Consider the following 25,082-nt stretch of genomic DNA (forward strand, 5'->3'; position numbering starts at 1 on the left):
GCCCTCCATCTTAACTGCAACCTAGCTTGTTACTATGGAGTAACCTCATGCGCTTAGAACGTTTTACCAGTAAATTTCAGGAAGCCATTGCCACAGCGCAATCTTTAGCGCTGGGCCGTGATCATCAATTTATCGAACCTGTGCACCTGATGCATGCCTTGCTGAATCAGGATGGCGGCAGTGTGCGCGACTTACTGAACAAAATTGGCACCAACCTGCACGAGCTGCGCTCAAAAGTGTCGCAGGCCATAGAGCGCCTGCCCAAGGTGGAAGGCAGCGAAGGCAATTTACAGCTGTCAAACGGCACCATTAACCTTTTGAACCTGTGTGATAAACTGGCGCAAAAACGCAAAGATCAGTTTATTTCCAGCGAGTTGTTTGTGCTGGCCGCTTGTGAAGACAAAGGTGAGCTCGGTGCTTTATTAAAACAACTCGCAGTCACGAAAGAGGGCGTTGAGGCAGCTATTGAACAGCTGCGGGGCGGCCAGAAAGTGGATGACGCCAATGCCGAAGACACCCGCCAGGCGCTGACTAAATACACCATAGATTTAACCGCCCGGGCCGAAGCCGGCAAACTCGACCCTGTGATAGGTCGCGACGAAGAAATTCGCCGTTGTGTGCAGGTATTGCAGCGCCGCACCAAAAATAACCCGGTATTAATTGGTGAGCCTGGTGTAGGTAAAACGGCCATTGTGGAAGGTCTGGCACTGCGGATTGTCAATAAAGAAGTGCCTGAAGGGCTTAAAGACAAAAGGGTATTGTCGCTTGATTTAGGCGCGCTGCTGGCCGGTGCCAAATACCGCGGCGAGTTTGAAGAGCGTTTAAAAGCGGTGCTATCGGAGCTTGCCAAAGAAGAAGGCCAGGTCATTTTATTTATTGACGAAATTCATACCATGGTAGGCGCAGGCAAAGCCGATGGTGCCATGGATGCCGGCAATATGCTCAAACCTGCACTGGCGCGCGGTGAACTGCACTGTTTAGGCGCTACCACTTTAGATGAATACCGCAAATATATTGAAAAAGACGCGGCGCTGGAGCGGCGTTTTCAAAAAGTGCTGGTGGAAGAACCTTCAGTGGAAGACACCATCGCCATTTTGCGCGGCTTAAAAGAGCGCTACGAGTTACACCATGGTGTGGATATTACCGATCCGGCCATAGTGGCAGCGGCAACTTTGTCACACCGTTATGTCAGCGACCGGCAGTTACCAGATAAAGCCATTGATTTAATTGACGAAGCAGCGTCCAGCATCCGGATGCAAATGGACTCTAAGCCGGAGGAACTCGACCGCCTCGAGCGGCGTATTATTCAGTTAAAACTGGAAGACAACGCCCTTGCCAAAGAAACCGACGACGCCAGTAAAAAACGCCGTGATTTTATTCTGGAACAGATTGCTGAACTTGACAGTAAATACAACGAGTTAGACGAAGTCTGGAGCTCCGAAAAAGCAGCGCTACAGGGCACTCAGAGCATTAAAGCCGATTTAGAGCAAGCAAGACTGGATATGGAAGTGGCGCGCCGTGCCGGTGATTTAAATCGCATGTCACAACTCAAATACGAGCGTATTCCGGAGCTGGAAAAACGGCTGGATTTAGCCGCTCAGGCTGAAATGCATGAAATGACTTTATTACGCAATAAAGTCACTGAGACCGAAATTGCTGAGGTGTTGTCCAAGGCAACCGGCATTCCGGTCAGCAAAATGCTGGAAGGTGAGCGCGATAAACTGCTGAAAATGGAGCAGTCGCTGGCGCAACGAGTGATAGGTCAAACCGAAGCAGTGCTTGCTGTGTCAAACGCCATTCGCCGCTCCCGTGCCGGCCTTGCCGATCCAAACAAACCTATAGGCTCATTTTTATTTTTAGGCCCGACAGGTGTAGGTAAAACAGAACTGACCAAAGCGCTGGCGCATTTCCTGTTTGACAGTGAAGATGCGATGGTGCGCATTGATATGTCTGAGTTTATGGAAAAACATGCGGTGTCACGTTTAGTTGGTGCGCCTCCTGGATATGTTGGTTATGAAGAAGGTGGTTATTTAACCGAAGCGGTGCGTCGTCGCCCTTATTCAGTGATTTTGCTCGATGAGGTAGAAAAAGCGCATCCGGATGTGTTTAACATTTTGCTGCAGGTGCTGGATGATGGCCGTTTAACCGATGGTCAGGGCCGCACAGTAGATTTTAAAAATACTGTGATCATTATGACGTCCAACCTGGGCTCTGATTTAATTCAGGAGCATTACCACCAGCAAAGTTATGATGAGATGAAAGCGATGCTGATGGGCGTATTGAGCCAGCAGTTCAGACCTGAGTTTTTAAACCGGGTGGATGAAACTGTAGTGTTCCATCCGCTGGATCATGCACAGATCAAAAACATCGCTGGTATTCAGCTCAAACGTCTGGCACAGCGCCTGGCAGACCGGCAGATGACTTTGGAAGTGTCGGAAGCCGCACTGGAGAAAATTGCTGCTGTTGGGTTCGACCCGGTATTTGGTGCCCGTCCGCTGAAAAGAGCCATTCAGCAGTATGTGGAGAATACGCTGGCGCAGTCGCTGCTCAGAGGTGACATTCTGCCAAACTCTGTGGTCAGAGTGGACGTGAACGATGACCGCTTTGTGGTCAGTAGCAGAGCACAGGCGTAAACTGGTCGCCACCGGTGAAAAACCAGTGCCCCAGGTGCTGGTTCTCAGATAAAAAAGAGCTGCAATGCAGCTCTTTTTTTGTGATTTAAATTGAGAGGGCTCAGGGGCAGGTTTTGCTTAACGGCTTGCCGGATCGTCACAGAATAAATTAATTTGTTGTTCGGCCAGGGTACGCTGTGCATCCATTTGCGCATCGGTCAGCTGCTGTTTGCTGCCATCTTCCATATCAATAAATACCGGTAAATCCTGTTGCAGAATTTTCAGATTTTTGCGGGCTTTTTCGCAGCTGGCCGCTCTTGCCTGCTGCTCTTCGGTGGTTTTTTTCTGTGGTTTTATGGCCGCTGTTTGCTGTGCCGGGCCTATCACGACGGTTTCGTATTCCACACCTTGGGGTGGTAACTGACTGACATGCAAAGTGTTGTTTTTATCACGCCACTGGTACATCACTTGTTCTGCCGCCCAAAGATCACAGCAAAACCAAAACGACATCAAAAGCAAAAACATTGTTTTCATAAAGGCCTCTGTCGGATTGCAGCAGACTGAATTTCAAGTGTAACGAACATTGGCAAAATTGCCTCTGCCCCAGCAAAATTCAGTCTGCGCATAAGCCTTTGTGTTTTAGGCTTTAACTGAAAGTTTTGGCCAGGCTGGTCAGTTCTGCTGCTTTGTCGTGCAGCACATGGCTGTTTTCGGCCACCACCGCCATGTTGTTGCTGTTGGTGTCAGCAATCATAGTGATATCCTGCACGTGGCTGGCAACCCGATGCGCCACTACATCCTGTTGCATAGTGGCTGTAGCAATTTGTGCCGAGGCCGATGCAATCTGATCCACCATCACGGCAATATCATTGACCTGCTGCGCACTGAGCTGGCTTTGTTCCACACAATGTTCTGCCTGCTGACGGCTTTGAACCATCACGCTGCCCCAGCTTAATAAGGTTTGCTGGATTTCTCGAATCGACAGCTGAATTTGTTCAGTCGCATTGTGGGTGCGTGACGATAATGCCCGCACTTCATCGGCCACTACAGCAAAACCGCGGCCATGTTCGCCTGCCCGGGCCGCTTCAATAGCGGCATTTAATGCCAGTAAATTGGTTTGGTCGGCAATGCCCTGAATTTCAGCCATCACAGCGCCAATACGTTGTGCTTCAACGGCCAGACTGTCGGCCGTGCTGGCGGCACCATCCACTTCTTTGGCCAGTTGTTGCACTGTGTTGGTGGTCAGTTGCATCGCTTGTTGTGCCTGCTGACAAATCTGATGTGTGCTTTGCACCTGAGTGGTGGTGTGGGCGGTGCGGGACGATATTTCGGCCACTGTTTGCGTCAGTTCCTGACTGGCCTGGTCAATCAGTTGTAGCTGTTGCTGCTGTTTCGAAATACCACCTTTGGTCTGGTCCACAGCTTCTGCCAGAGTGTCAGCAATGTTGCGCAGTTGTGAGGTGCTATCGCCGGTGCGGCCCAGCACTGTGGCTAATTTTGCCTGCAAAATTTTGATTTGAAAATCAGCCACACCAAAAGGACCAAAGCCGCTGTAAACAAAACGACTGACCGAGTCCCCCTGTCGTTGCAGCTCGTTTAAATGTTTTGGTGTCACGTGTAGCTCATCGTAAAAACAGCTGTGCTCAATCAGCGGCAGTAACAGCGCCAGTGCAAACCAGGGCGACAGCCAATAACAACCGGCAGCCACAACAGAAAGCATCAGGCCGGATGCAATAAGTTGCCGCCGCGACAGATTAAAACGCCAGCCGGCTAATGCTTGCCCGGCACGGACTTTTTGGTAAGTGAGTTCAGCACGGCGAATCAGTTCAGGGGTTGGGCAACGTCTGACCGACTGAAAACCCACCAGTTTATGCTGTTCAAAAATAGGGGTGACAAAAGCATCCACCCAATAATAGCGGCCGTCTTTGCAGCGGTTTTTGACCATGCCACGCCAGGACTGATTTTTTTTCAGAGAGTCCCAAAGGTCAGCAAATGCCTCTTTTGGCATATCCGGATGGCGCACAATATTGTGATTTTTACCTACTAATTCGTCCACGCTGTAGCCGGCAACCTGACAAAATGCCGGGTTGGCATAAGTGATTACCCCTCTGGTGTCCGTGGTAGATACCAGCTCCACATCAGGGCTAAAAGTGACAGCTTCGTTGATCAGTTGTTGATTTCTTCGGTTCATATCAGTGACTTGGACTTTAATTAGTGCGGTGATACAGTAGTTTACTACAAAGTTTTATTTAAGCATTAAAGAAAATAGGAACGCCAAATGGCTATCGCCGACATCATGACAAAAAAGGTAAGGGTGACGACTGAAGATGCACCATTAGCCAGCTTGCGTGCTTTGTTTGTCGACGCCAAGTTTCAGCATGTACCTGTTATTGATAATCTCCACCGTCTTATTGGCATAGTGTCGGTGAAGGATTATTACAAAACCTTAAGCCCGGTGATGGATGCTGCGTCGGAACAAACCACAGAACTTTTTTTGCAAAGTCGCAAAGTGCGGCATGTGATGACCACCCCTGTCATCAGTGTTTCACAGGACTGTGCTGTGCTGGCGGCAGCGAAGTTATTACTGGATCGCAATATCAGTTGTTTGCCTGTGGTGGATGAACAGCAAAGGCTGATCGGTATTGTGTCCTGGAAAGATATTTTGCGCCTGGTGGTGCAGTCGCAACAAAAACGGCAGCGTCGTTCAGAGGAAGAAGAGTAAGCTTGTTTTCGTTTTTGTGACCCTTGTTTTTTGGTAGGGGACGCCCAATCATTGGCAGACAGCATCCTTATAAGGAATACACTTGAGTCAGTTTTTATCAGCACAAATGGCAAAGTTACAGGCCGCGCCCTGGAAAAATACCCTCAAAGGTATCCGTCGGGGTATTGAACGTGAAACCTTACGTATCAAGCCGGATGGCCGCTTAGCACAAACCGATCATCCGCCGGCGCTGGGCTCTGCATTAACCCATCCTTTAATCACCACGGACTTTTCCGAGTCTTTGCTTGAGTTTATTACGCCGGCGCAGCAGGACATCGAAACCACTATTGCACAGCTGACTGATATTCATCGTTTTGCTATCCGTCAGCTCGCCGAAGAGCGCTTAGGTTCTGGTAGCATGCCGTGTTTTATTGAACATCAGGATGAGATCAGGCTGGCTTATTACGGTAGCTCTAATGTGGGCCGGATGAAAACTTTGTACCGTAAAGGTCTGAAAAACCGTTACGGCAGTATGATGCAGGCTATCAGTGGTGTGCATTTTAATTTTTCGCTGCCGGAAGAATTCTGGCAGGGTTATCAGCAAAGCCTTGGCAACACTGAGCCACTGCAGGAGTTTATTTCGGCGCAGTATCTGGGTCTAATCCGCAATTACAAAAGATATGTCTGGCTGATTGTTTATCTGTTTGGTGCTTCGCCGGCCATGTGTAAATCATTTTTGCAGGGCAGGGATAGCAAATATCCATTCCAGAAACTGGGTAAAGGCAGTTTGTATTTGCCATACGCCACCAGTTTGCGGATGAGTGACTTAGGTTATACCAACAGTGCGCAGTCGGCGCTCAATGTCAGTTACAACAGCTTGCCCGAATATATTCAGGGTTTGCAGCAAGCGATCAGCACACCATCAGATGAATATCAGAATATTGGCGTGAAGGTTGAAGGTGAATATCAGCAGCTCAATGCCAATATTTTGCAGATAGAGAACGAGTTTTATTCCACTATCAGACCCAAACGCACCACCCAAAGTGGCGAGCGCCCAACCTGTGCTCTGGCTAAACGTGGTGTTGAGTATATTGAAGTACGGGCTTTGGACGTGAACCCTTTTAGTGCTGTGGGCATCACCGCTGAGCAGATGCGTTTCCTTGATTTGTTCCTGCTCTACTGCTTATTGGAACAAAGTCCTGCCATGTCAGCTGAAGAACAACTGCGGGTTGATAATAACCTGCGTAAGGTGGTCACCGATGGTCGCAGATTAAATCTGGAACTGCTGGATGGCGACACCCCAAGATTAATGCAGGATTGGGCCGAAGAAATATTTGCCGCTTTAATGCCGCTGGCACAGCTTTTTGACGAGGTTCAGGGCGGCGAGCGTTACCAGGCGGTGTTAAAACAGTTTTATTTAAGCCTGCTCGATCCGGCACAAACCTTCTCCGGTAAAGTGCTGAATCAGCTTGTTGCGGCACAGCATGACAATAGTGTGATAAGTCTGCAGTTGTCAGAGCAATACCGGCAGCAGTTATTAAGCGGTGACTATCAGTTTTATCAGGAAGCCGATTTTGTGAAGATGGCCGCTCTGTCTTTAGCGCAGCAACAGCAGATAGAACAACAGGATAAAATAAGTTTTGACGATTATCTGCAGCAGTATTTTATTGAAGATCCCGCGCAGCTTTGTCAGGGCAACAGCCAAAGTTAATACAACTTTAAAGCACCGTTTGATAGCAGATAGCAGGGTTCTCACCCTGCTATTTTTTTGTCTGCAATATCGAAGTTTAAAACCTTTGCTTTATGTCGCAGCCAGAAGCTGTGCATCCATCAGCATGAAGCTACATCATCACAAGATAGCTGCAGGGTTCTAGGTTCACTATAAAAAGCAGGCAAAAAAAACGGCCACTGAAGTGGCCGTAAAACTAAGGATAGGAGAATCCAGGGATGAAAACAAAAACTTGGTTGAATCCATTCGCTAAGTTAGAAGCTGAGTCGTGATGAAAGTTCAGCAAGTTTAAAATATTTTCTGTTTTTTTTAGTTTTACGCGCTGATTTTAACCTATCTATTTGTTTTGTATGTGAAATTATTTTTTCTTGAACAGGGCTAAGCCATGCTGCTCCGGCATTTAGCTGCCTTTTTTCAGATGAGGGAAGATTCGCACCGATTTAATCATATTGTCCTGCACTTCCACTATTTCTAGTGGATAGCCCAGCAGCTTCAGACTCAGGTTGGCTTGCGGGATTTCTTCCAGGTATTCCAGTACAAGTCCATTCAATGTTTTCGGACCATCGGTTGGCAGATTTAACTGCATTTCCCGATTCAGATCGCGCAGGTTAATACCGCCGTCGACCAGAAATGAACCATCGGGCTGTGGCTGAATTTCTTCACTGTTTTGCTCGGCAATGTGGGTGGTAAATTCGCCAACCACTTCTTCCAGAATATCTTCCAGTGTCACCAAACCCTGAATATCACCGTATTCGTCGACCACCAAACCAATACGCTCTTTAGAATTCTGAAACTTCACCAGTTGGGTATTGAGCGGTGTGCCTTCAGGAATAAAATAAATGTCATTGACTGAGCGTAATAAAGTGGCTTTGGTAAGCTGATCTTTAAGCACCAGGCGCATTACGTCGCGGGTATGCAAAAAGCCGATAGCATCATCAATACTGTCACGATACAACAAAATACGGCTGTGCTGGGTGTTGGCCAGCTGGCGGATAATGTCTTTCCATTCGTCATTAATGTCGATGCCGGCCAGTTCATTACGTGGGATCATAATGTCTTCGACAGTGGCATTTTCAAGATCCAGCACACCCACCAGCATGTTCTGATGCTGTTCCGGCAACAAGGCGCCAGCCTCGTGCACTACGGTGCGCAGCTCTTCACTGCTTAAACTGTGACCATGATGATGTTCAGCACTGATGCCAAAAATTTTCAGGAAGTTATTGCAAACCCAGTTCAGTAACCAGACCAGAGGGTAGAGCAGTTTCATCAATGGGTTTAACAGTAGTGAACTTGGGAAGGCAACTCGTTCCGGATGCAAAGCAGCCAGCGTTTTGGGGGTAACTTCGCCAAAAATCAGGATCACCAGAGTTAAAAATACTGTGGCTATGGCAATACCTAAATCACCATAAAGACGCATACCAAGAATGGTGGCAATAGCTGAAGCGGCAATATTTACCAGATTATTGCCCACCAGAATCAAACCTATCAAGCGGTCGCGTCTGGCCAGCAAGGCCGCAGTACGTTTAGCTCCGGGATGATTTTCATTAGCCAAATGCTTTAGCCGGTAGGGATTTACCGACATCATGCTTGTTTCAGTGGCAGAAAAATATGCAGAACAAAACACCAGAACACCAAGGATGATAAACAAGGTGCTGGTTGATATGTCGTCCAAGAGAGATAACCTATATAACCGCTAAGGCCTATTTAATATGCCAAAGCGGCTTTTGAGTCAAGATTTACAAACGTTGCAGCAGGATTTCACGCACAAAACGGCTGCCAAAATAGGCCAGGGTTAACAATAAGCTGGCGCTGATGGTTAAAGCGTTAGCCACTCTGCCGCGCCAGCCAAGCCGGGCATGACCAATTAACAACAGCGAAAACAACGCAAATGCGAGCAGACTCAGCATATTTTTGTGGATATTGTGTTTTGCAAACCAGTCGGCGGTAAAAATAGCGCCGCTGAGCAGCGTGAGCCCCAGCAATACAGTACCGGCCAGCAACAGCCGGAATAACAGCTGTTCGGCCTGCATCAAAGGAGGGAACACAGCGCCGGTTTGCAGTGGTGTTTTTTGCTTTAAACGCTGACTGATATAACTGACCTGCAGCGAATATAAAGTGGCCATAATCAGCATCACATACGCAATAAAAGCCACTATCACATGCAGCAGCAGCCAGGTGTTTTGTTCAAAATGTTGTACCTGAGCACCAGCTGGCAGAATGGCCACCGCCAGCTGAACCAGCGCGGCAAAACCAAAAACAATAGGTAATAACAAGGCGATCGGAGTGCGAAGTGCGGTGACAGTAAAAGATAAGGTAATGAGCCAGCACACCAGAGAACTGACATTCAGTAAGCTGAAATTCTGGCCATCGCTGCCAAACATCGCCTCACTTAAGCCCAGCATATGCAGCACTATGCCCGTTATAGCTGCAGAAAAAACCAGCTTTAAGTTGGGGCCTTGCGGGTGATACAAACGCTGTGCAACAGCCACAGTTGCAATCAGGTAACAGAAAAAAGCCAGCAGAGGTAACAGCGCGAGCGACATGCGAATAATTCCGGTTTAAAGCGCAAAAACCTATTGTATTGCAAGCTTTGCAATAATGACAGAGCCGACGGCTGACGGCGCGCTGTTCCTCGGTTATAATCACCGCCATTTTGACATTCGTGGTAAAAAAACATGTTTGAAAACCTGTCCGATCGTTTAACCCGCACGCTGAAAAATATCAGTGGCCGCGGTCGCCTGACCGAAGACAATATCAAAGAAACCCTGCGTGAAGTGCGGATGGCGCTGCTCGAAGCCGACGTTGCTTTGCCTGTGGTGCGGGATTTTGTCAATCAGGTGAAAGAACGTTCGGTTGGCCTTGAGGTCAGCAAAAGTTTAACGCCCGGACAGGAGTTTTTAAAAATTGTCCGCAAGGCGTTGGAAGAAGCCATGGGCGATGCCAACGAAGAACTGGCGTTAAACAGCCAGCCGCCGGCCGTGGTGCTGATGGCGGGTTTGCAAGGTGCAGGTAAAACCACCTCTGTGGGCAAACTGGCTAAGTTTTTAAAAGAACGTAAAAAGAAAAAAGTGATGGTGGTGTCGGCCGACGTGTATCGTCCTGCCGCTATTAAACAGCTGGAAACTTTGGCCAAAGATGTTGGCGTGGAATTTTTCCCAAGTGATATCAGCCAGAAGCCGGTAGCTATCGTCAGCGCCGCTATTGCTCAGGCTAAACTGGGTTTTTACGATGTTTTATTGGTAGATACCGCCGGCCGTTTGCACGTTGATGGTGAAATGATGGATGAAATCAAAGCATTACATGCGGCGATTAATCCAATTGAAACCCTGTTTGTAGTGGACGCCATGACAGGCCAGGACGCTGCTAATACCGCTAAAGCCTTTAATGAAGCGCTGCCACTGACCGGTGTAATTTTAACCAAAGCGGACGGTGACGCCCGCGGTGGTGCAGCCCTGTCTATCCGTCATATTACCGGTAAACCAATTAAGTTTATTGGTATGGGCGAAAAAACTGACGCCTTAGAGCCATTCCATCCAGACCGTATTGCGTCTCGTATTCTGGGTATGGGCGATGTGCTCAGCCTGATTGAAGAGCTGGAGCAAAAAGTTGACCGCGAGCAGGCGGCCAAGGTTGCAGCTAAGGTGATGAAAGGCCAGGGTTTTAGCCTGGAAGATTTTCGAGATCAACTGGTGCAGATGCGCAATATGGGCGGCATGATGTCGATGCTGGACAAACTGCCTGGTATGAAAAACCTTCCAGCCGGTGCCAAAGACCAGATGAACAACAAACAGTTTGTCAAAATGGAAGCCATCATTAATTCGATGACACCCAAAGAGCGCCAGTTCCCGGATTTAATTAAAGGCTCTCGCAAAAAGCGTATTGCATCAGGTTCAGGCACTCAGGTGCAGGATGTTAATCAGCTGCTGAAACAGTTCACCCAGATGCAAAAAATGATGAAACAAATGAGTGGTAAAGGCGGCTTAATGAAAATGATGCGTGGCCTTGGCGGTAAGTTACCCCCGGGCATGCTGCCGCCGCGTTAACTGATTGTTTTATAGGAAAAACCGGCTCAATACAGCCGGTTTTTTATTGCCTGCTGCTGTTTGCAGCTGTCAGCAATATCTCACAACAATTAGCGTTACTGCGGCTTTGCTAACCCATTCTTGCGGCGTATGCTGCCGGGGCACTCTTAAGGATGAGGTGAACCATGGCAACTCCACTGGCGTTTCTAAGCGAAATTGGCCGTCGTATTGACCCGCTAACCGATATTGTTGGTATTTGTCAGCAAGTCAGCAGCCTGATAGTGCAGGCTTTGCAATTGCCCGACAATGTCATTTACCTGCAAAACCCGGAACAACGGCTACAACAGGTGGCTGCTGCCGGTGCTAAGTTTTGCCAGACACAAGGTGTGCTTGAACCACTGCAGCTTGAGCTTGGTCAGGGAGTGGTGGGCACAGCGGCATTAAAACAAAGCAGTTTGTGTATCGCCGATACCGCAAGCTTTGGCCATTATGTGGTAGATGATGCGCCCAGGTTATCTGAGTTGTCCGTGCCCTTAACCTATCAGGGTGAATTGCTGGGGGTGATTGATGCTGAACATCCCCAGGCGGGTTTTTTTAGCAGTGAGCATCAGTATTTTGTGGAAGTTGTCGCTGCCATGCTGGCACCGAGGCTGGCTGATTTATCTGCCAAAGCCAAAATGCAGTGGCGTTTTATGCCGCGCAGCGCCAAAGTGAATCATAGCCAAAGCCTGAACACGGGCTGGTGCAGCCAGTCGCAGTTTATGGAACTGGTGCAGCAGCTGCTAAAACACTTTTATCAGCCAGCGAACTGGCAGAGTAGCTTACTGCAGAGCAGCGCCTTGTTTCAGCAGCACCGCTGTGCTCGGCATCAGAACTTCACGGCTTTGCAGACCGTTCAGGCTGAAAACATCCGTCAGCAGCTTTCACACTTGCTGACGCAGATGCAGCAAAAAGAAGCCACTGCACTTTGGGCCGCCATTATCAGCGACAGGTATATTGACAAACGTCAGGGGCAATTGCAGCTTGCCGATAAATATCATATGGGATTTAGTACTTTCCGCCGTTACCAGGCGCAGGCTGTCGCTTATCTTGGTGAGCAGCTTTGGCAGCTGGAGCTCCAGGCAAGACATCATTAAAACAAATCAACAATAAGGCTGGCTTGATGCCGGCCTTATTTTTTCTATACCGGCTACAAAGCTTTTGAGCCAAGCCAGCTCTCATTTTATATCATCAGAACCCATCTATAAGAAAAATAAGTATATTTCATCGGTCTCCCGCTGCTGAACCAGCATACGCCCATGTGCAATTTGTAAAAACCGAGCAGTTTCAGAGCACTTTCTGAGCAGTTTTGCTTTGGTGGAATTTATATCCTGACTGCGAGTTGTGAACATCACTAAATGCAACAAGGAGGCAAGCATGAAACTACTCACTCTGGCTCTGACCCTGACGGCCATCAGCGCTCAACTGCAAGCTGCAACTTATGATCTGCCATTTAAAGGACAAAACTTTGGTGATCATGAAAAAGTGCATACTTTTGACCACGCCCAGAACACGTCACAAAAACATGGTTTTGATATGGGGGCACGGCGTTATGATTTTGACAATAGCCGCTGGACTTCAGTCAATACGACGCTGGCGGATTACAACGCAGCGCCAACCAATGACAAATTTACCATTTACAACAAATCCATTTATGCGATGCGGGCCGGTAAAGTGGTGGGCTGCTGGCGTAACGCACCACAAAACCCAAGGCCAAAACTGTCCGGTGATTCAGAAACTACCAAACCCTGGCTACACAGCAATCTGAAAAACGGCCTGATGCCAGGTGGTGGCAATATGTTGTGGATTGAACACGACGACGGCACCCGGATGTTATATGCCCATATGATCCCTGGCACTATCAGCTCTGCGTTGTGCCCCCATGACGACGTGGCTTATCCGGCGCCAATTGGCAATAACAGCGAGATGAAGTATGTGGCTGTGCCAGAAGCTCAGCAAGCAGTGATTAGTAAAGGCCAGTACCTGGGCCGTGTTGGTAACAGCGGTAATTCCACCGGGCCACATTTGCATGTGCATTTGCAGGACAGTAGCGGCGTGGGCCAGCTCATCACCTTTAACCGCGGTATGGCTGCGGTGCCGGATGACAGCAAACCTTATCCGGTCTGGACCCGTTTTGCCGGCAGCACTATTCCTGGCGGTTCACAGTTGATTTGGGCCCCCCGCACTGTAGGTAGCCAGTATGTGCGCCATGGCATGGCGTCTGTTGCCATGCAGGGCTGGTTTAGCCATCTGGCAGACTCAGGCTTTAAGCCGGCCTGGTTTGATGGTTATACCGTGAACGGCAGCACCTTTTATAACATGGTGTGGAAACCCGCCAATCTGGCATGGCGCGGCTATTTTGGTCAGTCTGGAGCCTCTTATCAAACAGTGTTTAATGACGCTATGGATGATGGATATGTGCCTGTACAGGTCGATTCTCATCAAACCGGTAGTGGCACCCGCTACAGCGTGATTTTTGAGAAAAAGGCCATGGCGTTTTTGGCAAGACACGGCCTGACCTACCAACAACATCTGGATGTGATGGAACAGGCCAAAACCTTAAATATGCGTCCGGTGAACATTTCTGTGGTGTCTTCTGGTGGGGAGCGTCGTTACACCACTTTATATAATCAGCAGAATGTGGGTGGCTGGACTGTCAGTTCACAACTCAGTGCCGCGGCTTATCAGGCTAAAGTCACCAGTGAATGGGATGCAGGACGCCGGCCGATTTACCTGAATGCTTATGTGCATGGCGGTAACGTGAATTACACCGCAGTTTTTGCCCAGGCGCCGGTAAATAGCTGGGTGGCGCGTCACGGTCAAACTTCAGCACAGTTCCAGACTTCTTTTAATGACTTTAGTGGTCAGGGTTATCTGACAGACGTGGTGGCCGGTATTGATGGTGAAGGTGTACATCGTTTTGCCGGACTCTGGAGTAAAAACTAACAAGGTCATTGGACAGGCGAAGTGCAGACTTCGCCTGTTTTTTCAGATTTTTTAGCACTCAGGGAAGAGAAAATGAAAAACTTTGTACTTATTGCCACTTTATTATTCGCTTTTGCCAGCGGTTATTTAATTGCCAGCCAACTGGCCGCATCCTCGCCCAGAGTTCTGGAAGTTGCAGCACAAAACACTCAACCTGCTTGTGAAAATAACAGTACGGCAGATATAACAAGTGCCGAACCTGCGATGCAGCGCAGCCTGCAGTTCCGCCCGCAGCCGGCCTCACAAAACAAAGTTCAGCAGGCAGAGCAATACAGCATTGTGGAAAGATCCCAACCTGAAATATCGCTCAGTGCCTATAGCAGTCAGGTGGCCAGTGAGTTACCTGCAGTAACAGAACTGATCCTTCAGCTTGAACAAAGCGAATTTTCGCAGCTGTTGGAAAATCATCAACAACACCAGGGCGGGGAGATGGCCGCCATGGATTATCAGCAGCAACTGGCGGATTTTTTCGCGGCACAACCCGCACTGAGCCTGCAACAACTCGATTGTAGGGCTGATTTGTGTCTGCTGCAGCTTGAGTTGCAGGATGAGAGCAAATGGCCGCAGATTTTTGGCGAGTTGAGCAGCCAGCCCTGGTGGCAGTCTGTCAGTTATCAGGCTCCGAGTGCAGATTCTGCAGATGGTTACAGAGCGGCAACACGGTCGCGTCAATTGATCCTGCAACAACAACAGATGGGCGTCCTGCAGGACTTTAACCAGACACAAATGCTGGCCGATGATGGTGCCAGCCAATAAAACTGGCCGCTGTTACAAAACCCGGACACAGTGTCATTGTTATCGGGTTTTGGCGGTCGTTTGCACCTTAGCCTTGCGTTCAATTCAGCGATTGAGTTTAAATTTGTCTTAAGCCGCCCCAGTGGCGGCTTATGCCATGGCTGCTGCGGCAGCTCCTTGCATTGGTCAGTAATTTCTCCGCAGCAGATACCGAGCAGCCGGATAAGGACATCGAAGTGATCCCACAAACTACAGAAAGTGTGATTCGTGACAGCGATTTTTTTGTTGAACCTGAGATTTTTTATTATGTAAATGCGCTCGAGGTGAAAACGCCGGCTATGCATCGGTTGGTTTGCCATGATGACAAAGAAATTACTGTGGTGACGACAGCGGCCGGTCTTGCTGATTTAACCATTAAACAGCAGAACCAGGACCAATGGCGTCTTTTGGTGATTAATTGTGCCAATCCGTTTTATTGTGTTGGTTTTTTGCAGAAGATCAGTAGCGCCATGACAGCGGTTGGCCTTGATATTTTACTGGTGTCGGCTTTTAGCCGCGATTATGTTTTTGTGCAACAGCAGCATCTGGAACAGGCTGTTGCCATTTTACAAAACATCGGATTTGTAAAGCGAGAGCGCCACAACTAACGGCTTTTGCTCAGGGCGAAATCTGGGCAAAGCCGTGAAATACCTTGCATTCATGCTAAAAATCCGTACAATTCGGCGTCCCTGTGGTTTGACTGCAGGGATTTTTATTTCAATAAAACCTGAACGATTGATTTAGAGGACGGTATGGTAACTATTCGTTTACAACGTGGTGGCGCGAAAAAGCGTCCATTTTACCAAGTTGTGGTCGCAGACAGCCGTTTTGCTCGTGATGGCCGCTTTATTGAGCGCGTGGGTTTCTTTAACCCAATCGCCAGCGGTACTGAAGAGAAAGCGCGTATCGACCTGGACCGCGTAGACCACTGGGTAGCACAAGGTGCTGCTTTAAGTGATCGCGTGGCTTCACTGGTAAAAGCAGCTAAAAAAGCTTCTGCTTAATTAGCAAACTGGTTGGAGTTTAAACCTTGAACGGTAAAGATTTAGTTGTCTTAGGTAAGTTTGGTGCTGTTTACGGTATCAACGGGTGGCTAAAAGTAAACTCCTACACAGATATCCCGGAAGGGATTTTTGATTACACACCCTGGCAAATTCAATTACAGGGTAACTGGCGACCAGTGCAGATCAGCAGTTGGAAGCGTCACAGCAACGGCTTAATTGCCAAGCTGGAAGGCGTGAATGACCGTGATCAGGCGCAACTCTATGTTAATGCTGACATAGCAGTGACGCCCGCTGCATTACCAAAGCTTGAAGACGGTGATTATTACTGGAAAGACCTGATGGGGATGAAAGTAATAACCGAAGCCGGCTACGACTTGGGTGAAGTAGTGGACATGATGGAAACAGGCTCAAACGACGTTATTGTGGTGAAGGCCAACCGGAATGATGCATTTGGTCAGAAAGAGCGTTTGTTACCGTTTTTAACTGACTCTGTCATTAAAGCGGTGGACACAGCGCAAAGTCGGATCATTGTTGACTGGGATCCTGAATTTTAATGGCCGAACAGCCAAAATTGTGGTTTGGGGTGATTACCTTATTTCCGCAGATGTTCGATGCTGTGACAAAGTTCGGTGTGACCAGCCGGGCAGTCAAAAACGGGTTGATCGACGTACAGTGCTGGAATCCAAGGGATTTTACCTCGGATAAACATAACACTGTAGACGACAGACCTTTTGGCGGCGGCCCTGGTATGTTGATGATGGTGCAGCCTTTAACCGACGCGATTCGCGCCGCTAAAGCTGCTGCAGGTGGAGACGTTCATACCATTTACCTTTCGCCGCAAGGCCGGAAGTTAGATCAGGCAGGCGTAGCCAAACTTGCGACTTATTCGAAGCTGCTGTTAGTAGCTGGCCGTTACGAAGGAATTGATGAACGCGTAATAGAGTCGGAAATTGACGAAGAATGGTCAATCGGCGATTACGTGCTGAGTGGGGGCGAATTGCCTGCGATGACGCTGATTGATGCGGTATCGCGACTGGTACCAGGTGTACTGGGGCATGATTTATCCGCAGTTGAGGACTCGTTTGCCTCCGGATTGCTGGATTGTCCGCACTATACCAGACCAGAAGTGTTAGACGGCAAACAGGTTCCTGCTGTATTACTCAGCGGACACCATGAAAACATCAGACGCTGGCGTCTGAAGCAGTCTCTTGGGAGAACCTGGCTTCGGCGACCAGAATTGTTAAATGTCCTGGCTCTGACTAAGGAGCAACGCAAACTTCTGGAAGAGTTCCAACAGGAACACCAGGCGTTGCAGCAACGATAGTTTATCCAGGTAAAGTGAGATTGTTATGAGCAAAGTTAGCCAAAACATCATCAAAGAACTTGAAAACGAACAGCTGAAAACCGACGTTCCAGCTTTCGGCCCAGGTGATACTGTGGTAGTTCAGGTTAAAGTTAAAGAAGGCGATAAAACTCGTCTGCAGGCTTACGAAGGCGTTGTTATCGCCAAGCGTAACCGTGGTTTACACTCTTCTTTCACAGTTCGTAAAATTTCGAACGGTGAAGGTGTTGAGCGTGTATTCCAAACGCACAGCCCAATGATTGACAGCATCACGCTGAAACGTCGTGGTGCCGTACGCCGTGCCAAGCTTTACTACTTACGCGATCGTTCAGGTAAATCAGCGCGTATCCGCGAAAAGCTTAACTAAGCACTTAAAGGCTGCCTTATGGCAGCCTTTTTTTTGCCTGCGACTCGAACCCTTGTTCATGGCGCAAGTCCGAATGCCATGCTGAATAGGGCAGTGATCGCCTTTTTATGATTGCCCCAATCCAATAGCTTTTGGCATAAACTCAAAAATTCCCCAATTTCTACAATAACTTAATCTTTTTCATCAGATCTTTTTTCTGCCGCAAAGCCGAACTACAATTGCCACAGTTTCCCGCCAAAAGGATGTTGTTGTGCACTCAGCCAGTTTTATTGAAAAACGCCGTTTTATTGTCAAGCTTGGCAAAATGTTGCATAAGTTCGGCACGCCGGCTTACCGGCTGGAAGTGCATTTGTTAAATGTCGCAGAGTTTCTGGGTATAGGTGCGGCTTTTGCCATTACGCCTACGGTACTTACTTTTGTCATTTGGCAGCCAGGCGAAGAAAACGAATACACTCATGTGGCGCGGGTGATGCCGGGTGAGCTTGATCTTGGCTCTTTATCGCGTACCGATGAAATTGTGGATGCGGTATCCAATGGCAGCCTCACCCTGGAGCAGGCCACAGCCAGGCTCAATGAAATTGCTGCTATGCCGAACCCTTATTCCCGTATTTTTACTTTTTTAGCTTTTGGTGCCGCCGGTGGTGCTTTTGCCATGCTGATGAAAGCCAGCTGGCATGATGTGTTTTGGGCAACCTTGCTGAGTTTTCTGGTGTATCTCTTTGTGCTCTGGGCGGAAAAAAGCCGGCGGGTCACCAATATGCTTGAGCCGCTGGTGGCTATGGTATCGGCTTTTGCGGCCACAGCTATTGCCGCTTACCTTGATGCCAGCATTCAGGTGCCGCTGGTGGTGTTGTCGGCCATTATTGTGTTTATTCCGGGCCTTGCGCTGACGCTTGGTCTGGCTGAGCTTGCGGCACGCCATCTGGTGTCGGGCACTGCCCGTATTATGGATGCAGTGATGCTGCTGTTTAAGCTGTATTTTGGCGCTTTTTTGGGCATGGCGTTAGGGCGTTTGTGTTTTGGTGAGGTGGCTTATCAGCCAATCACTGCAGTGCCAGACTGGACGGCCTGGCTGGCCATAGCGACCTTGTGCGGCAGTCTGGTGGTGGTATTTCGGGCACGGAAAAAACATGCACTCTGGGGTATCGCATCCGGCTTTATTGCTTTTGGTGCCAGTTTGATTGGCGGTGTTTATTTAGGCCTGGCGCTCGGCGCTTTTGTGGGGGCTTTTGCGGTTGGGGTGTATGGCAATATTTTTACCCGGTTAATGAACGCACCCGCCAGTATTGTCGCTTTGCAGGGCATGATAGTGCTGGTACCTGGCAGTAAAACTTATATCGGCCTGAATTCTTTTATTTCAGGGGAACAAATGGCGCCGGTGGAGCAGTTGGGGCAACAAACCTTCCTGATTTTTATGTCGCTGGTGGCCGGCTTTATTTTTGCCAATGTGGCATTGCCACCGAAGAAAAGTTTGTAGTGTTGTGGTGTTGCCGGTCAGCCTTAGTGTGCCGACTGGCAGCTGCAGTGAAAAGAGGGCGGCAATCAAGGGCTGGTGACGCTATTCAAAACGCTCCGACCAGCCTTTGACGATGCCGGCAAATTCGCCATTGTTTTTCAGTTGCTGCAGGCTCAGTTTCAGTCTGCTCACCAATACCGGATCGGTTTTCAGGCTACAGGCGAGGTGAAAATCGAGCGGTAGCTCAGGTAAATCCAGTTGTTTTTTCAGGCTATCAATTTCAATGCCAGACTCTTGTGCCCGGTATTTTAAGATGGTGTCATTAATCACCACTAAATCAATATCCTGCCTTCCTTGCAGCACATTCAGCATCATTGTTACATTTTCCAGTAAATACAGTTCCTTACCTTCGGTAAAACCATTCTTCACCAGATAATGATGGGTAATGTCATCGCGGGTGACGGCTGTGACATATTTTTTGGCATCTTGTAGTGTCGCCAGCTTGATATCAGTGCGGCTTTTTAGTGAATAAATGGACGTGTGGTTATAAGAAATGGCGCCTATCCAATGAAACAACGGCGTGCGTTCAGCGCTTTTTGAGATGGAATAAATACACAGGTTAGGCTGGCGCAACGCCAGCTGATAAGCGCGACTCCAGCTTTGTACTTCAATTTCATAAGGGATGCCTGCGCCGGCAAATGTTTTGCGTACCACCTCAGTGGCAAAACCGCTGACATCAGTGCCGTTTGCTATCTGATAAGGGGGTAAATGTTCGGTCAGGATACGAATGGGTTGATTGGCCGCCATGACCATCCAGGGAGCTGCCAATACCAGAGACTGAATTATTTTTATAATTTTGCCTGCCAAAATGCACTGCACTCCCAAAGTCAGACTGAATTTACTCTACCCATCTTCAGCAATGGCTGCAAACTTTGTTGGCATTCTTTTTGTTTTCCTGTCGATATTTCTTTATCTCTCAATCATATAGACATTTATACGTCCATTGGTTTGCTGTGAGGTTTTTATGTGTTCATTTAATTGTACGGTTTGCATTGGTTGTTGTGATGGTGACTATTCAGTTTTTATAGGTCTTTTAAAGGTTGACAGTGAAGTGGTGAATTTTTAATATGCAAAACCGTAATTAATGAATTACACAATGTATTAAAAAGTTTACGTTCATTTCTGCCTCATCCTCCTGGCTGGAATAACAACTGAAACGACACTGCTGGAGCCAAACCGATGAGCAAAATTGTTGATGATTTACGTATTACCGCGGAAAAACCCTTAAGTCCGCCGCTGGTGCTGAAAAAAGTGCTGCCGTTAACGGAAAAAGGCGCTTTGTTTGTACAACAAGCCCGCCGTGATATCGCCAATATCATTCAGGGCACAGACCCACGCCTGCTGGTGGTGGTGGGGCCTTGTTCCATTCATGATCCTGTTGCGGCTATCGACTATGCCAGGCGTTTAAAAGTGCTGCAGCAGCAATACCAGGACAGTTTGTATATTGTGATGCGGGTGTATTTTGAAAAACCACGTACCACAGTGGGCTGGAAAGGTTTTATCAACGATCCACACCTGGATGACTCTTTTGATCTGGAAACCGGTTTAACCCGGGGTCGTGACTTGTTATTACAACTGGTGGAAATGGAGTTGCCGGCGGCAACAGAAGCGCTCGACCCCATCAGCCCACAATACCTGTCAGATTTAATTGCCTGGGCTGCAGTGGGTGCCCGTACAGTGGAGTCGCAAACCCACAGAGAAATGGCCAGTGGTTTGTCGATGCCGGTTGGATTTAAAAATGGCACGGACGGCAATTTAAATATTGCTTTAAACGCACTGCAATCGGCGGCCAGCCCACACACTTTTATTGGTATTAACCAAAAAGGCGAAGTGGCGCTGGTGCAAACGGCCGGTAACCCGGATGGTCATATTATTTTACGCGGTGGCGCCAAACCCAACTATGACGCGGCCAGTATTAACGACGCAGTTGCAGCTTTGAATAAACTCAATCTGCCCAAGGCCATAGTGGTGGACTGCAGTCATGGTAATTCGAATAAAGATCACAACAGGCAAGCGCAGGTGGCCGAAGCTGTGGTGGCGCAGCGCCAGCTGGGTAACAAGGCTATTATTGGTTTGATGCTTGAATCTAATATTCACGCCGGACGGCAGGATATTATCAACGGTAAAGCTGAGTTGTACGGCGTGTCGGTGACAGATGCCTGTATTGACTGGCCAACTACAGCACAATTACTGGCGGCTATACATCTGCAAATGCAGCCTGTGGTGCAGGCGGCTTAAGAGGTGGGCATGAACAACAATGACACTGGCTCTGATCCGATGGCGGCGCTGGCGCCTTTACGCGCGCAAATTGACGAGCTGGATCGTCAGCTGGTGCAGCTTTTGGCCGCACGCGCCAAAGTGACAGCTGAAGTAGGGCGGGTGAAACAACAACATGCACTGCCGCTTTATGTACCACAGCGTGAACTGGCCTTGCTAAAAGCCAGAAGAGCAGAAGCAGAACAAGCCGGAGTGTCGCCCGAGCTGGTCGAAGATGTACTACGCCGGGTGATGCGTGAGTCTTATCAAACGCAGGAAGCCGGTTTTGTCTGTTGCCGGCCACAAGGCGGCAAAGTGGTGGTGGTTGGTGGCGCCGGTGCGTTGGGTGCACGTTTTGTCAGTTTGTTTCAGCGCTCGGGTTATGAAGTTGTGGTGCTGGAGCATAACGACTGGGAACGAGCAGCAGACCTGGTGCAAAACGCCTGCTTGGTGCTGCTGGCAGTGCCTATCCATGTCACAGCTCAGGTGATTGGCCAGTTACCGCCGCTGCCCAAAGATTGTGTGCTGGCGGATTTAACCAGTATTAAAGCCGAACCTTTAGCAGCGATGCTGGCGCATCATCAGGGCCCTGTGCTTGGCTTACATCCGATGTTTGGCCCAGATATCAGCAATATTGTGAAACAGGTGGTGGTGGTGTGTCATGGCCGTGCGCCGGAGCAGTATCAGTGGTTATTAAAACAATTTAACGTCTGGGGTGCTGTGCTGACTGAAAAAGAAGCCCGGCAGCATGATGAACTGATGCAGATGATCCAGGCCATGCGCCACTTTTCGTCTTTGGTCTATGGTGTGCATCTGGCTGAAGAGCAGGCGGATTTACAGCAGCTGCTGGAACTCAGCTCGCCGATTTACCGGCTGGAGCTGGCGATGGTAGGGCGCTTGTTTGCCCAAAATGCTGAACTTTATGCCGATATTATGTTGTCTTCTGTGGCAGTTACCGGGTTATTACAGCGTTATCAACACAGATTTAATCAGTTGTCGCATTTGCTGGCCGCTCGCGACAAAGCGGGTTTAATGGCTGAGTTTGCCAAAGGCCAGCAATTTTTTGGCGAGCTGGCGCCGCAGTTTTTACAGGAAAGCCGGCGTTTATTACAAAAAGCCTCAGATGAGCGCAGTTAACCACTGCGCTTTTCTGTTGCTGTAACCCCCTTGTTCCTTCTGCATTATCACTGCATACGTATGGCAGCATTCATTGCTTGTGATCGGCCGGCAAAATATTAAATACTCATGGTTAAATTTTGAGCTGCTCCGGTTGGCTGCTCAGGGCTGATACTGAGGGTATGATGAAAACAACGTTACATTTCAAATGGTTATTATTACTCACGTCCTTGTGCACTGGTTATGCTATGGCCAGCAGCAAAACGCCTGCAACAGCGCCCAGCACCAGCACAATATCACTTGCCGCACGTCCTTATGTGCAGTTAAAACATCCGGACTGGGCTAAAGATGCGGTGATTTATCAAATTAATACCCGACAGTTCAGCCAGGAAGGCACTTTTAACGCCGCCGCCAAACAACTGCCCAGACTGAAAAAACTGGGGGTGGACATTTTGTGGTTAATGCCGGTGCAGCCTATTGGCGAAAAAAACCGTAAGGGTAGTTTGGGCAGCCCTTATTCGGTGAAAGATTATCTGGCGGTGAACCCGGAGTTTGGCACCAAAGAAGATTTAAAGGCCTTTATTGCCAGGGCGCACCAGCTGGGTATGTATGTCATTCTTGATTGGGTCGCCAACCATACGGCTTGGGACAATCATCTAGTGACGTCGCATCCACAGTGGTACGCCCGCGACTGGAAAGGCGATTTTCGTCCAACGCCCTGGTGGGACTGGCACGACATTATTGAGCTGGATTACAGCCAGCCTGAACTGCGCCGTTATATGATTGACGCGATGAAGTATTGGGTCAAAGACATAGGTTTTGATGGTTTCAGAGCTGATGTCGCCGGTTTTGTGCCGCTGGATTTTTGGGAACAATTACGCCCTGAGCTGGACGCCATTAAACCTGTGTTTATGCTGGCCGAATGGGAAACCCGCGATTTACATGCCAAAGCTTTTGATGCTACTTACGGCTGGAGCTGGTATGAAGCGGCGCACCAGATAGCGCAGGGTCATGCCGATGTAAATAAACTTTATGTGTATTACTCCTGGAACGAGCGGCACTACCCACAGGATATTTTCCGTATGCTGGGCGTCAGTAACCATGATGTGAATGCCTGGGAGCAAACCGAATTTAAAGCCTTTGGCGCTGCGCTGCACGCTTTTATGGCGTTATCTGTGGTGGGGGAAGGCATTCCGATGATTTATAACGGTCAGGAAGCGGGTAATCAAAAACAACTGGCGTTTTTTGAACGGGATCCTATTGAGTGGCGTGAGCATGAAAACGGCGCTTTGTATCAAAAACTCTTTGCACTGAAAAAAGCCAACAGTGCGCTATGGAATGCTGCCTGGGGCGCCCGGATGATACCGGTGTTTAATAGTGCGCCCAATCAGGTGCTGAGTTTTGTCCGGCAAAATGACAACAACAAAGTGTTTGCGGTGTTTAATTTGTCAAAACAGCCACAACAGGTCAGCTTTAAAGAAAAACTGCACCATGGCAGCTATCAGGATTTTCACAGTGGCAATCAAATCAACATTAAAGCGGATACCAGCCTTGAGCTTGCGCCCTGGTCTTATCGAATTATGACTGTGCAACTTTAACACTGACGCTGATACCAGCGCAGGCGCTAACTCTGGCGTCAGCTGTCACTGAAGGCCCTTGCTGCAGTTCAGGCGGCAGCAGACTGGGTTTTGTCGACAGATGTCTTTATACTCGCAGCACCCAGACTTAAGTGGTTATCGGCAGTGCTGTTGATTTTTCATAAGTTTTTGTCCTTTATTGCGGTTTTGCTGCGTTATGGCAGTGCCGGCTTATTATTGCTGGTGCTGCTGTTTGCCTGGCTGCCTGTGCCTTATACCGCTGTGATGCTGGAGCGGCAAATCAGCGCCTGGCTGTCTGATAACAGGCACTATCAGCCGCGCCACCAATGGCGCTCTATCGACACTATCTCACCGCATTTATTGCAGGCTGTGGTGGCAGCTGAAGATCAGAAGTTTTTGCAGCATCATGGTTTTGATATGCAGGCCATTGAAAAAGCACTGGTTTATAACAAAAAAGGCAAAAAAGTACGGGGCGCCTCCACTATCAGCCAACAAACGGCCAAAAATGTATTTTTATGGAGCGACCGCAGCTGGCTGAGAAAAGGGCTGGAGTCTGGCATTACAGTGCTGATAGAAGGCGCCTGGGGCAAAGAGCGTATTTTAGAAGTCTATCTGAACAGTATTGAATTTGGTGCCGGTGTTTATGGTGTGGAAGCAGCGGCACAGCATTTTTTTGGCACTTCAGCAGCCAGAGTAAACCGGCAGCAGGCGGCTTTGCTGGCGGCAGTGTTACCCAATCCACATCGCTTTTTAGTGAAGCGGCCATCCCCTTATGTGCAAAGACGTCAGCAATGGATTTTAAAACAAATGCGCCAGCTGACACCGGTACAAAAACAACTCAGTCGTTAATGTGAAGCCCTTACAGCTCTTACCAGATGCACAATTGGCGGAAAAAACCGCAATTTCGCCGAACATTAGCGAAATAATACTGTGCCTGAGAGCCCGACTTGGTTATCTTATTGCGCTTGTCTGCGCTGGTTTCAGGGAACCTTACACATTGTCACAGCACAGCTCAGTCCGG

22 protein-coding genes are annotated in these 25,082 nt (G+C 48.8%); 17 read left to right on the forward strand and 5 right to left on the reverse strand.

Features of this window, described 5'->3' with window-relative positions:
* The first annotated feature begins 47 nt into the window (after positions 1-47).
* A complete protein-coding gene (clpB, locus tag N3Z11_RS11805; RefSeq protein WP_260657379.1) occupies positions 48-2,633 on the forward strand; it encodes an ATP-dependent chaperone ClpB in 2,586 nt (861 codons plus the stop codon).
* A 117-nt stretch (positions 2,634-2,750) separates the two neighbouring features.
* On the opposite strand, the gene N3Z11_RS11810 is transcribed toward clpB, so the two are convergent.
* A complete protein-coding gene (locus tag N3Z11_RS11810) occupies positions 2,751-3,146 on the reverse strand; it encodes a DUF4124 domain-containing protein (protein ID WP_260657380.1) in 396 nt (131 codons plus the stop codon).
* 112 nt (positions 3,147-3,258) lie between these two features.
* Complete coding sequence (locus tag N3Z11_RS11815; RefSeq protein ID WP_260657381.1) at positions 3,259-4,803, reverse strand: methyl-accepting chemotaxis protein; 1,545 nt, start codon at positions 4,801-4,803, stop codon at positions 3,259-3,261.
* An 87-nt stretch (positions 4,804-4,890) separates the two neighbouring features.
* On the opposite strand from N3Z11_RS11815, the gene N3Z11_RS11820 reads away from it, so the two are divergent.
* Both N3Z11_RS11820 and gshA read left to right on the forward strand, forming a co-directional pair.
* Complete coding sequence (locus N3Z11_RS11820) at positions 4,891-5,334, forward strand: CBS domain-containing protein (RefSeq protein ID WP_260657382.1); 444 nt, start codon at positions 4,891-4,893, stop codon at positions 5,332-5,334.
* Between the two features lie 82 nt (positions 5,335-5,416).
* Positions 5,417-7,024 carry a glutamate--cysteine ligase gene (gshA, locus tag N3Z11_RS11825; protein WP_260657383.1) on the forward strand — a complete coding sequence of 536 codons (1,608 nt, stop codon included), beginning with the start codon at positions 5,417-5,419 and terminating at the stop codon, positions 7,022-7,024.
* A gap of 418 nt (positions 7,025-7,442) precedes the next feature.
* Here gshA and N3Z11_RS11830 read toward each other — a convergent pair whose 3' ends face one another.
* Entirely contained in the window at positions 7,443-8,714 is a 1,272-nt protein-coding gene (locus N3Z11_RS11830) for an HlyC/CorC family transporter (protein WP_260657384.1), read from the reverse strand.
* A gap of 64 nt (positions 8,715-8,778) precedes the next feature.
* Positions 8,779-9,585: an inner membrane protein YpjD gene (locus N3Z11_RS11835; protein WP_260657385.1), complete on the reverse strand. Its 807-nt coding sequence runs from the start codon at positions 9,583-9,585 to the stop codon at positions 8,779-8,781.
* A gap of 132 nt (positions 9,586-9,717) precedes the next feature.
* On the opposite strand from N3Z11_RS11835, the gene ffh reads away from it, so the two are divergent.
* The 10 genes from ffh to N3Z11_RS11885 all read left to right on the forward strand — a co-directional run bounded on the left by ffh (position 9,718) and on the right by N3Z11_RS11885 (position 19,052).
* On the forward strand, positions 9,718-11,085 hold the full coding sequence (gene ffh, locus N3Z11_RS11840) for a signal recognition particle protein (RefSeq protein WP_260657386.1): 1,368 nt from the start codon (positions 9,718-9,720) through the stop codon (positions 11,083-11,085).
* A 164-nt stretch (positions 11,086-11,249) separates the two neighbouring features.
* Complete coding sequence (locus N3Z11_RS11845) at positions 11,250-12,200, forward strand: GAF domain-containing protein (RefSeq protein WP_260657387.1); 951 nt, start codon at positions 11,250-11,252, stop codon at positions 12,198-12,200.
* A gap of 280 nt (positions 12,201-12,480) precedes the next feature.
* Positions 12,481-14,049, forward strand: coding sequence for a hypothetical protein (locus N3Z11_RS11850; RefSeq protein WP_260657388.1), 1,569 nt, complete (start codon positions 12,481-12,483; stop codon positions 14,047-14,049).
* 72 nt (positions 14,050-14,121) lie between these two features.
* Complete coding sequence (locus tag N3Z11_RS11855; RefSeq protein WP_260657389.1) at positions 14,122-14,844, forward strand: hypothetical protein; 723 nt, start codon at positions 14,122-14,124, stop codon at positions 14,842-14,844.
* A 131-nt stretch (positions 14,845-14,975) separates the two neighbouring features.
* Positions 14,976-15,470, forward strand: a complete 495-nt coding sequence (locus tag N3Z11_RS11860) for an ACT domain-containing protein (RefSeq protein WP_260657390.1) — start codon at positions 14,976-14,978, stop codon at positions 15,468-15,470.
* 144 nt (positions 15,471-15,614) lie between these two features.
* On the forward strand, positions 15,615-15,866 hold the full coding sequence (gene rpsP, locus N3Z11_RS11865; RefSeq protein ID WP_260657391.1) for a 30S ribosomal protein S16: 252 nt from the start codon (positions 15,615-15,617) through the stop codon (positions 15,864-15,866).
* A 26-nt stretch (positions 15,867-15,892) separates the two neighbouring features.
* A complete protein-coding gene (rimM, locus tag N3Z11_RS11870) occupies positions 15,893-16,420 on the forward strand; it encodes a ribosome maturation factor RimM (protein WP_260657392.1) in 528 nt (175 codons plus the stop codon).
* Between the two features lie 17 nt (positions 16,421-16,437).
* Positions 16,438-17,190, forward strand: coding sequence for a tRNA (guanosine(37)-N1)-methyltransferase TrmD (trmD, locus tag N3Z11_RS11875; protein WP_260657455.1), 753 nt, complete (start codon positions 16,438-16,440; stop codon positions 17,188-17,190).
* A gap of 25 nt (positions 17,191-17,215) precedes the next feature.
* Complete coding sequence (rplS, locus tag N3Z11_RS11880) at positions 17,216-17,575, forward strand: 50S ribosomal protein L19 (protein ID WP_260657393.1); 360 nt, start codon at positions 17,216-17,218, stop codon at positions 17,573-17,575.
* Positions 17,576-17,825: 250 nt separating this feature from the next.
* Complete coding sequence (locus N3Z11_RS11885; RefSeq protein WP_260657394.1) at positions 17,826-19,052, forward strand: threonine/serine exporter ThrE family protein; 1,227 nt, start codon at positions 17,826-17,828, stop codon at positions 19,050-19,052.
* 81 nt (positions 19,053-19,133) lie between these two features.
* Here the strand turns inward: N3Z11_RS11885 and N3Z11_RS11890 are convergent, their stop codons facing one another.
* On the reverse strand, positions 19,134-19,838 hold the full coding sequence (locus N3Z11_RS11890; RefSeq protein WP_260657395.1) for a substrate-binding periplasmic protein: 705 nt from the start codon (positions 19,836-19,838) through the stop codon (positions 19,134-19,136).
* Between the two features lie 432 nt (positions 19,839-20,270).
* Here N3Z11_RS11890 and N3Z11_RS11895 point away from each other — a divergent pair, with 432 nt between their 5' ends.
* The 4 genes from N3Z11_RS11895 to mtgA all read left to right on the forward strand — a co-directional run bounded on the left by N3Z11_RS11895 (position 20,271) and on the right by mtgA (position 24,910).
* Positions 20,271-21,329: a 3-deoxy-7-phosphoheptulonate synthase gene (locus N3Z11_RS11895; protein WP_260657396.1), complete on the forward strand. Its 1,059-nt coding sequence runs from the start codon at positions 20,271-20,273 to the stop codon at positions 21,327-21,329.
* 9 nt (positions 21,330-21,338) lie between these two features.
* Entirely contained in the window at positions 21,339-22,484 is a 1,146-nt protein-coding gene (gene tyrA, locus N3Z11_RS11900) for a bifunctional chorismate mutase/prephenate dehydrogenase (protein WP_260657397.1), read from the forward strand.
* A 164-nt stretch (positions 22,485-22,648) separates the two neighbouring features.
* Complete coding sequence (locus N3Z11_RS11905; RefSeq protein ID WP_260657398.1) at positions 22,649-24,061, forward strand: alpha-amylase family glycosyl hydrolase; 1,413 nt, start codon at positions 22,649-22,651, stop codon at positions 24,059-24,061.
* Positions 24,062-24,205: 144 nt separating this feature from the next.
* A complete protein-coding gene (gene mtgA, locus N3Z11_RS11910; protein ID WP_260657399.1) occupies positions 24,206-24,910 on the forward strand; it encodes a monofunctional biosynthetic peptidoglycan transglycosylase in 705 nt (234 codons plus the stop codon).
* Positions 24,911-25,082: the final 172 nt, after the last annotated feature.

It is taken from the genome of Rheinheimera sp. 4Y26, assembly GCF_025245835.1.
Classification (GTDB): Bacteria; Pseudomonadota; Gammaproteobacteria; order Enterobacterales; family Alteromonadaceae; genus Pararheinheimera.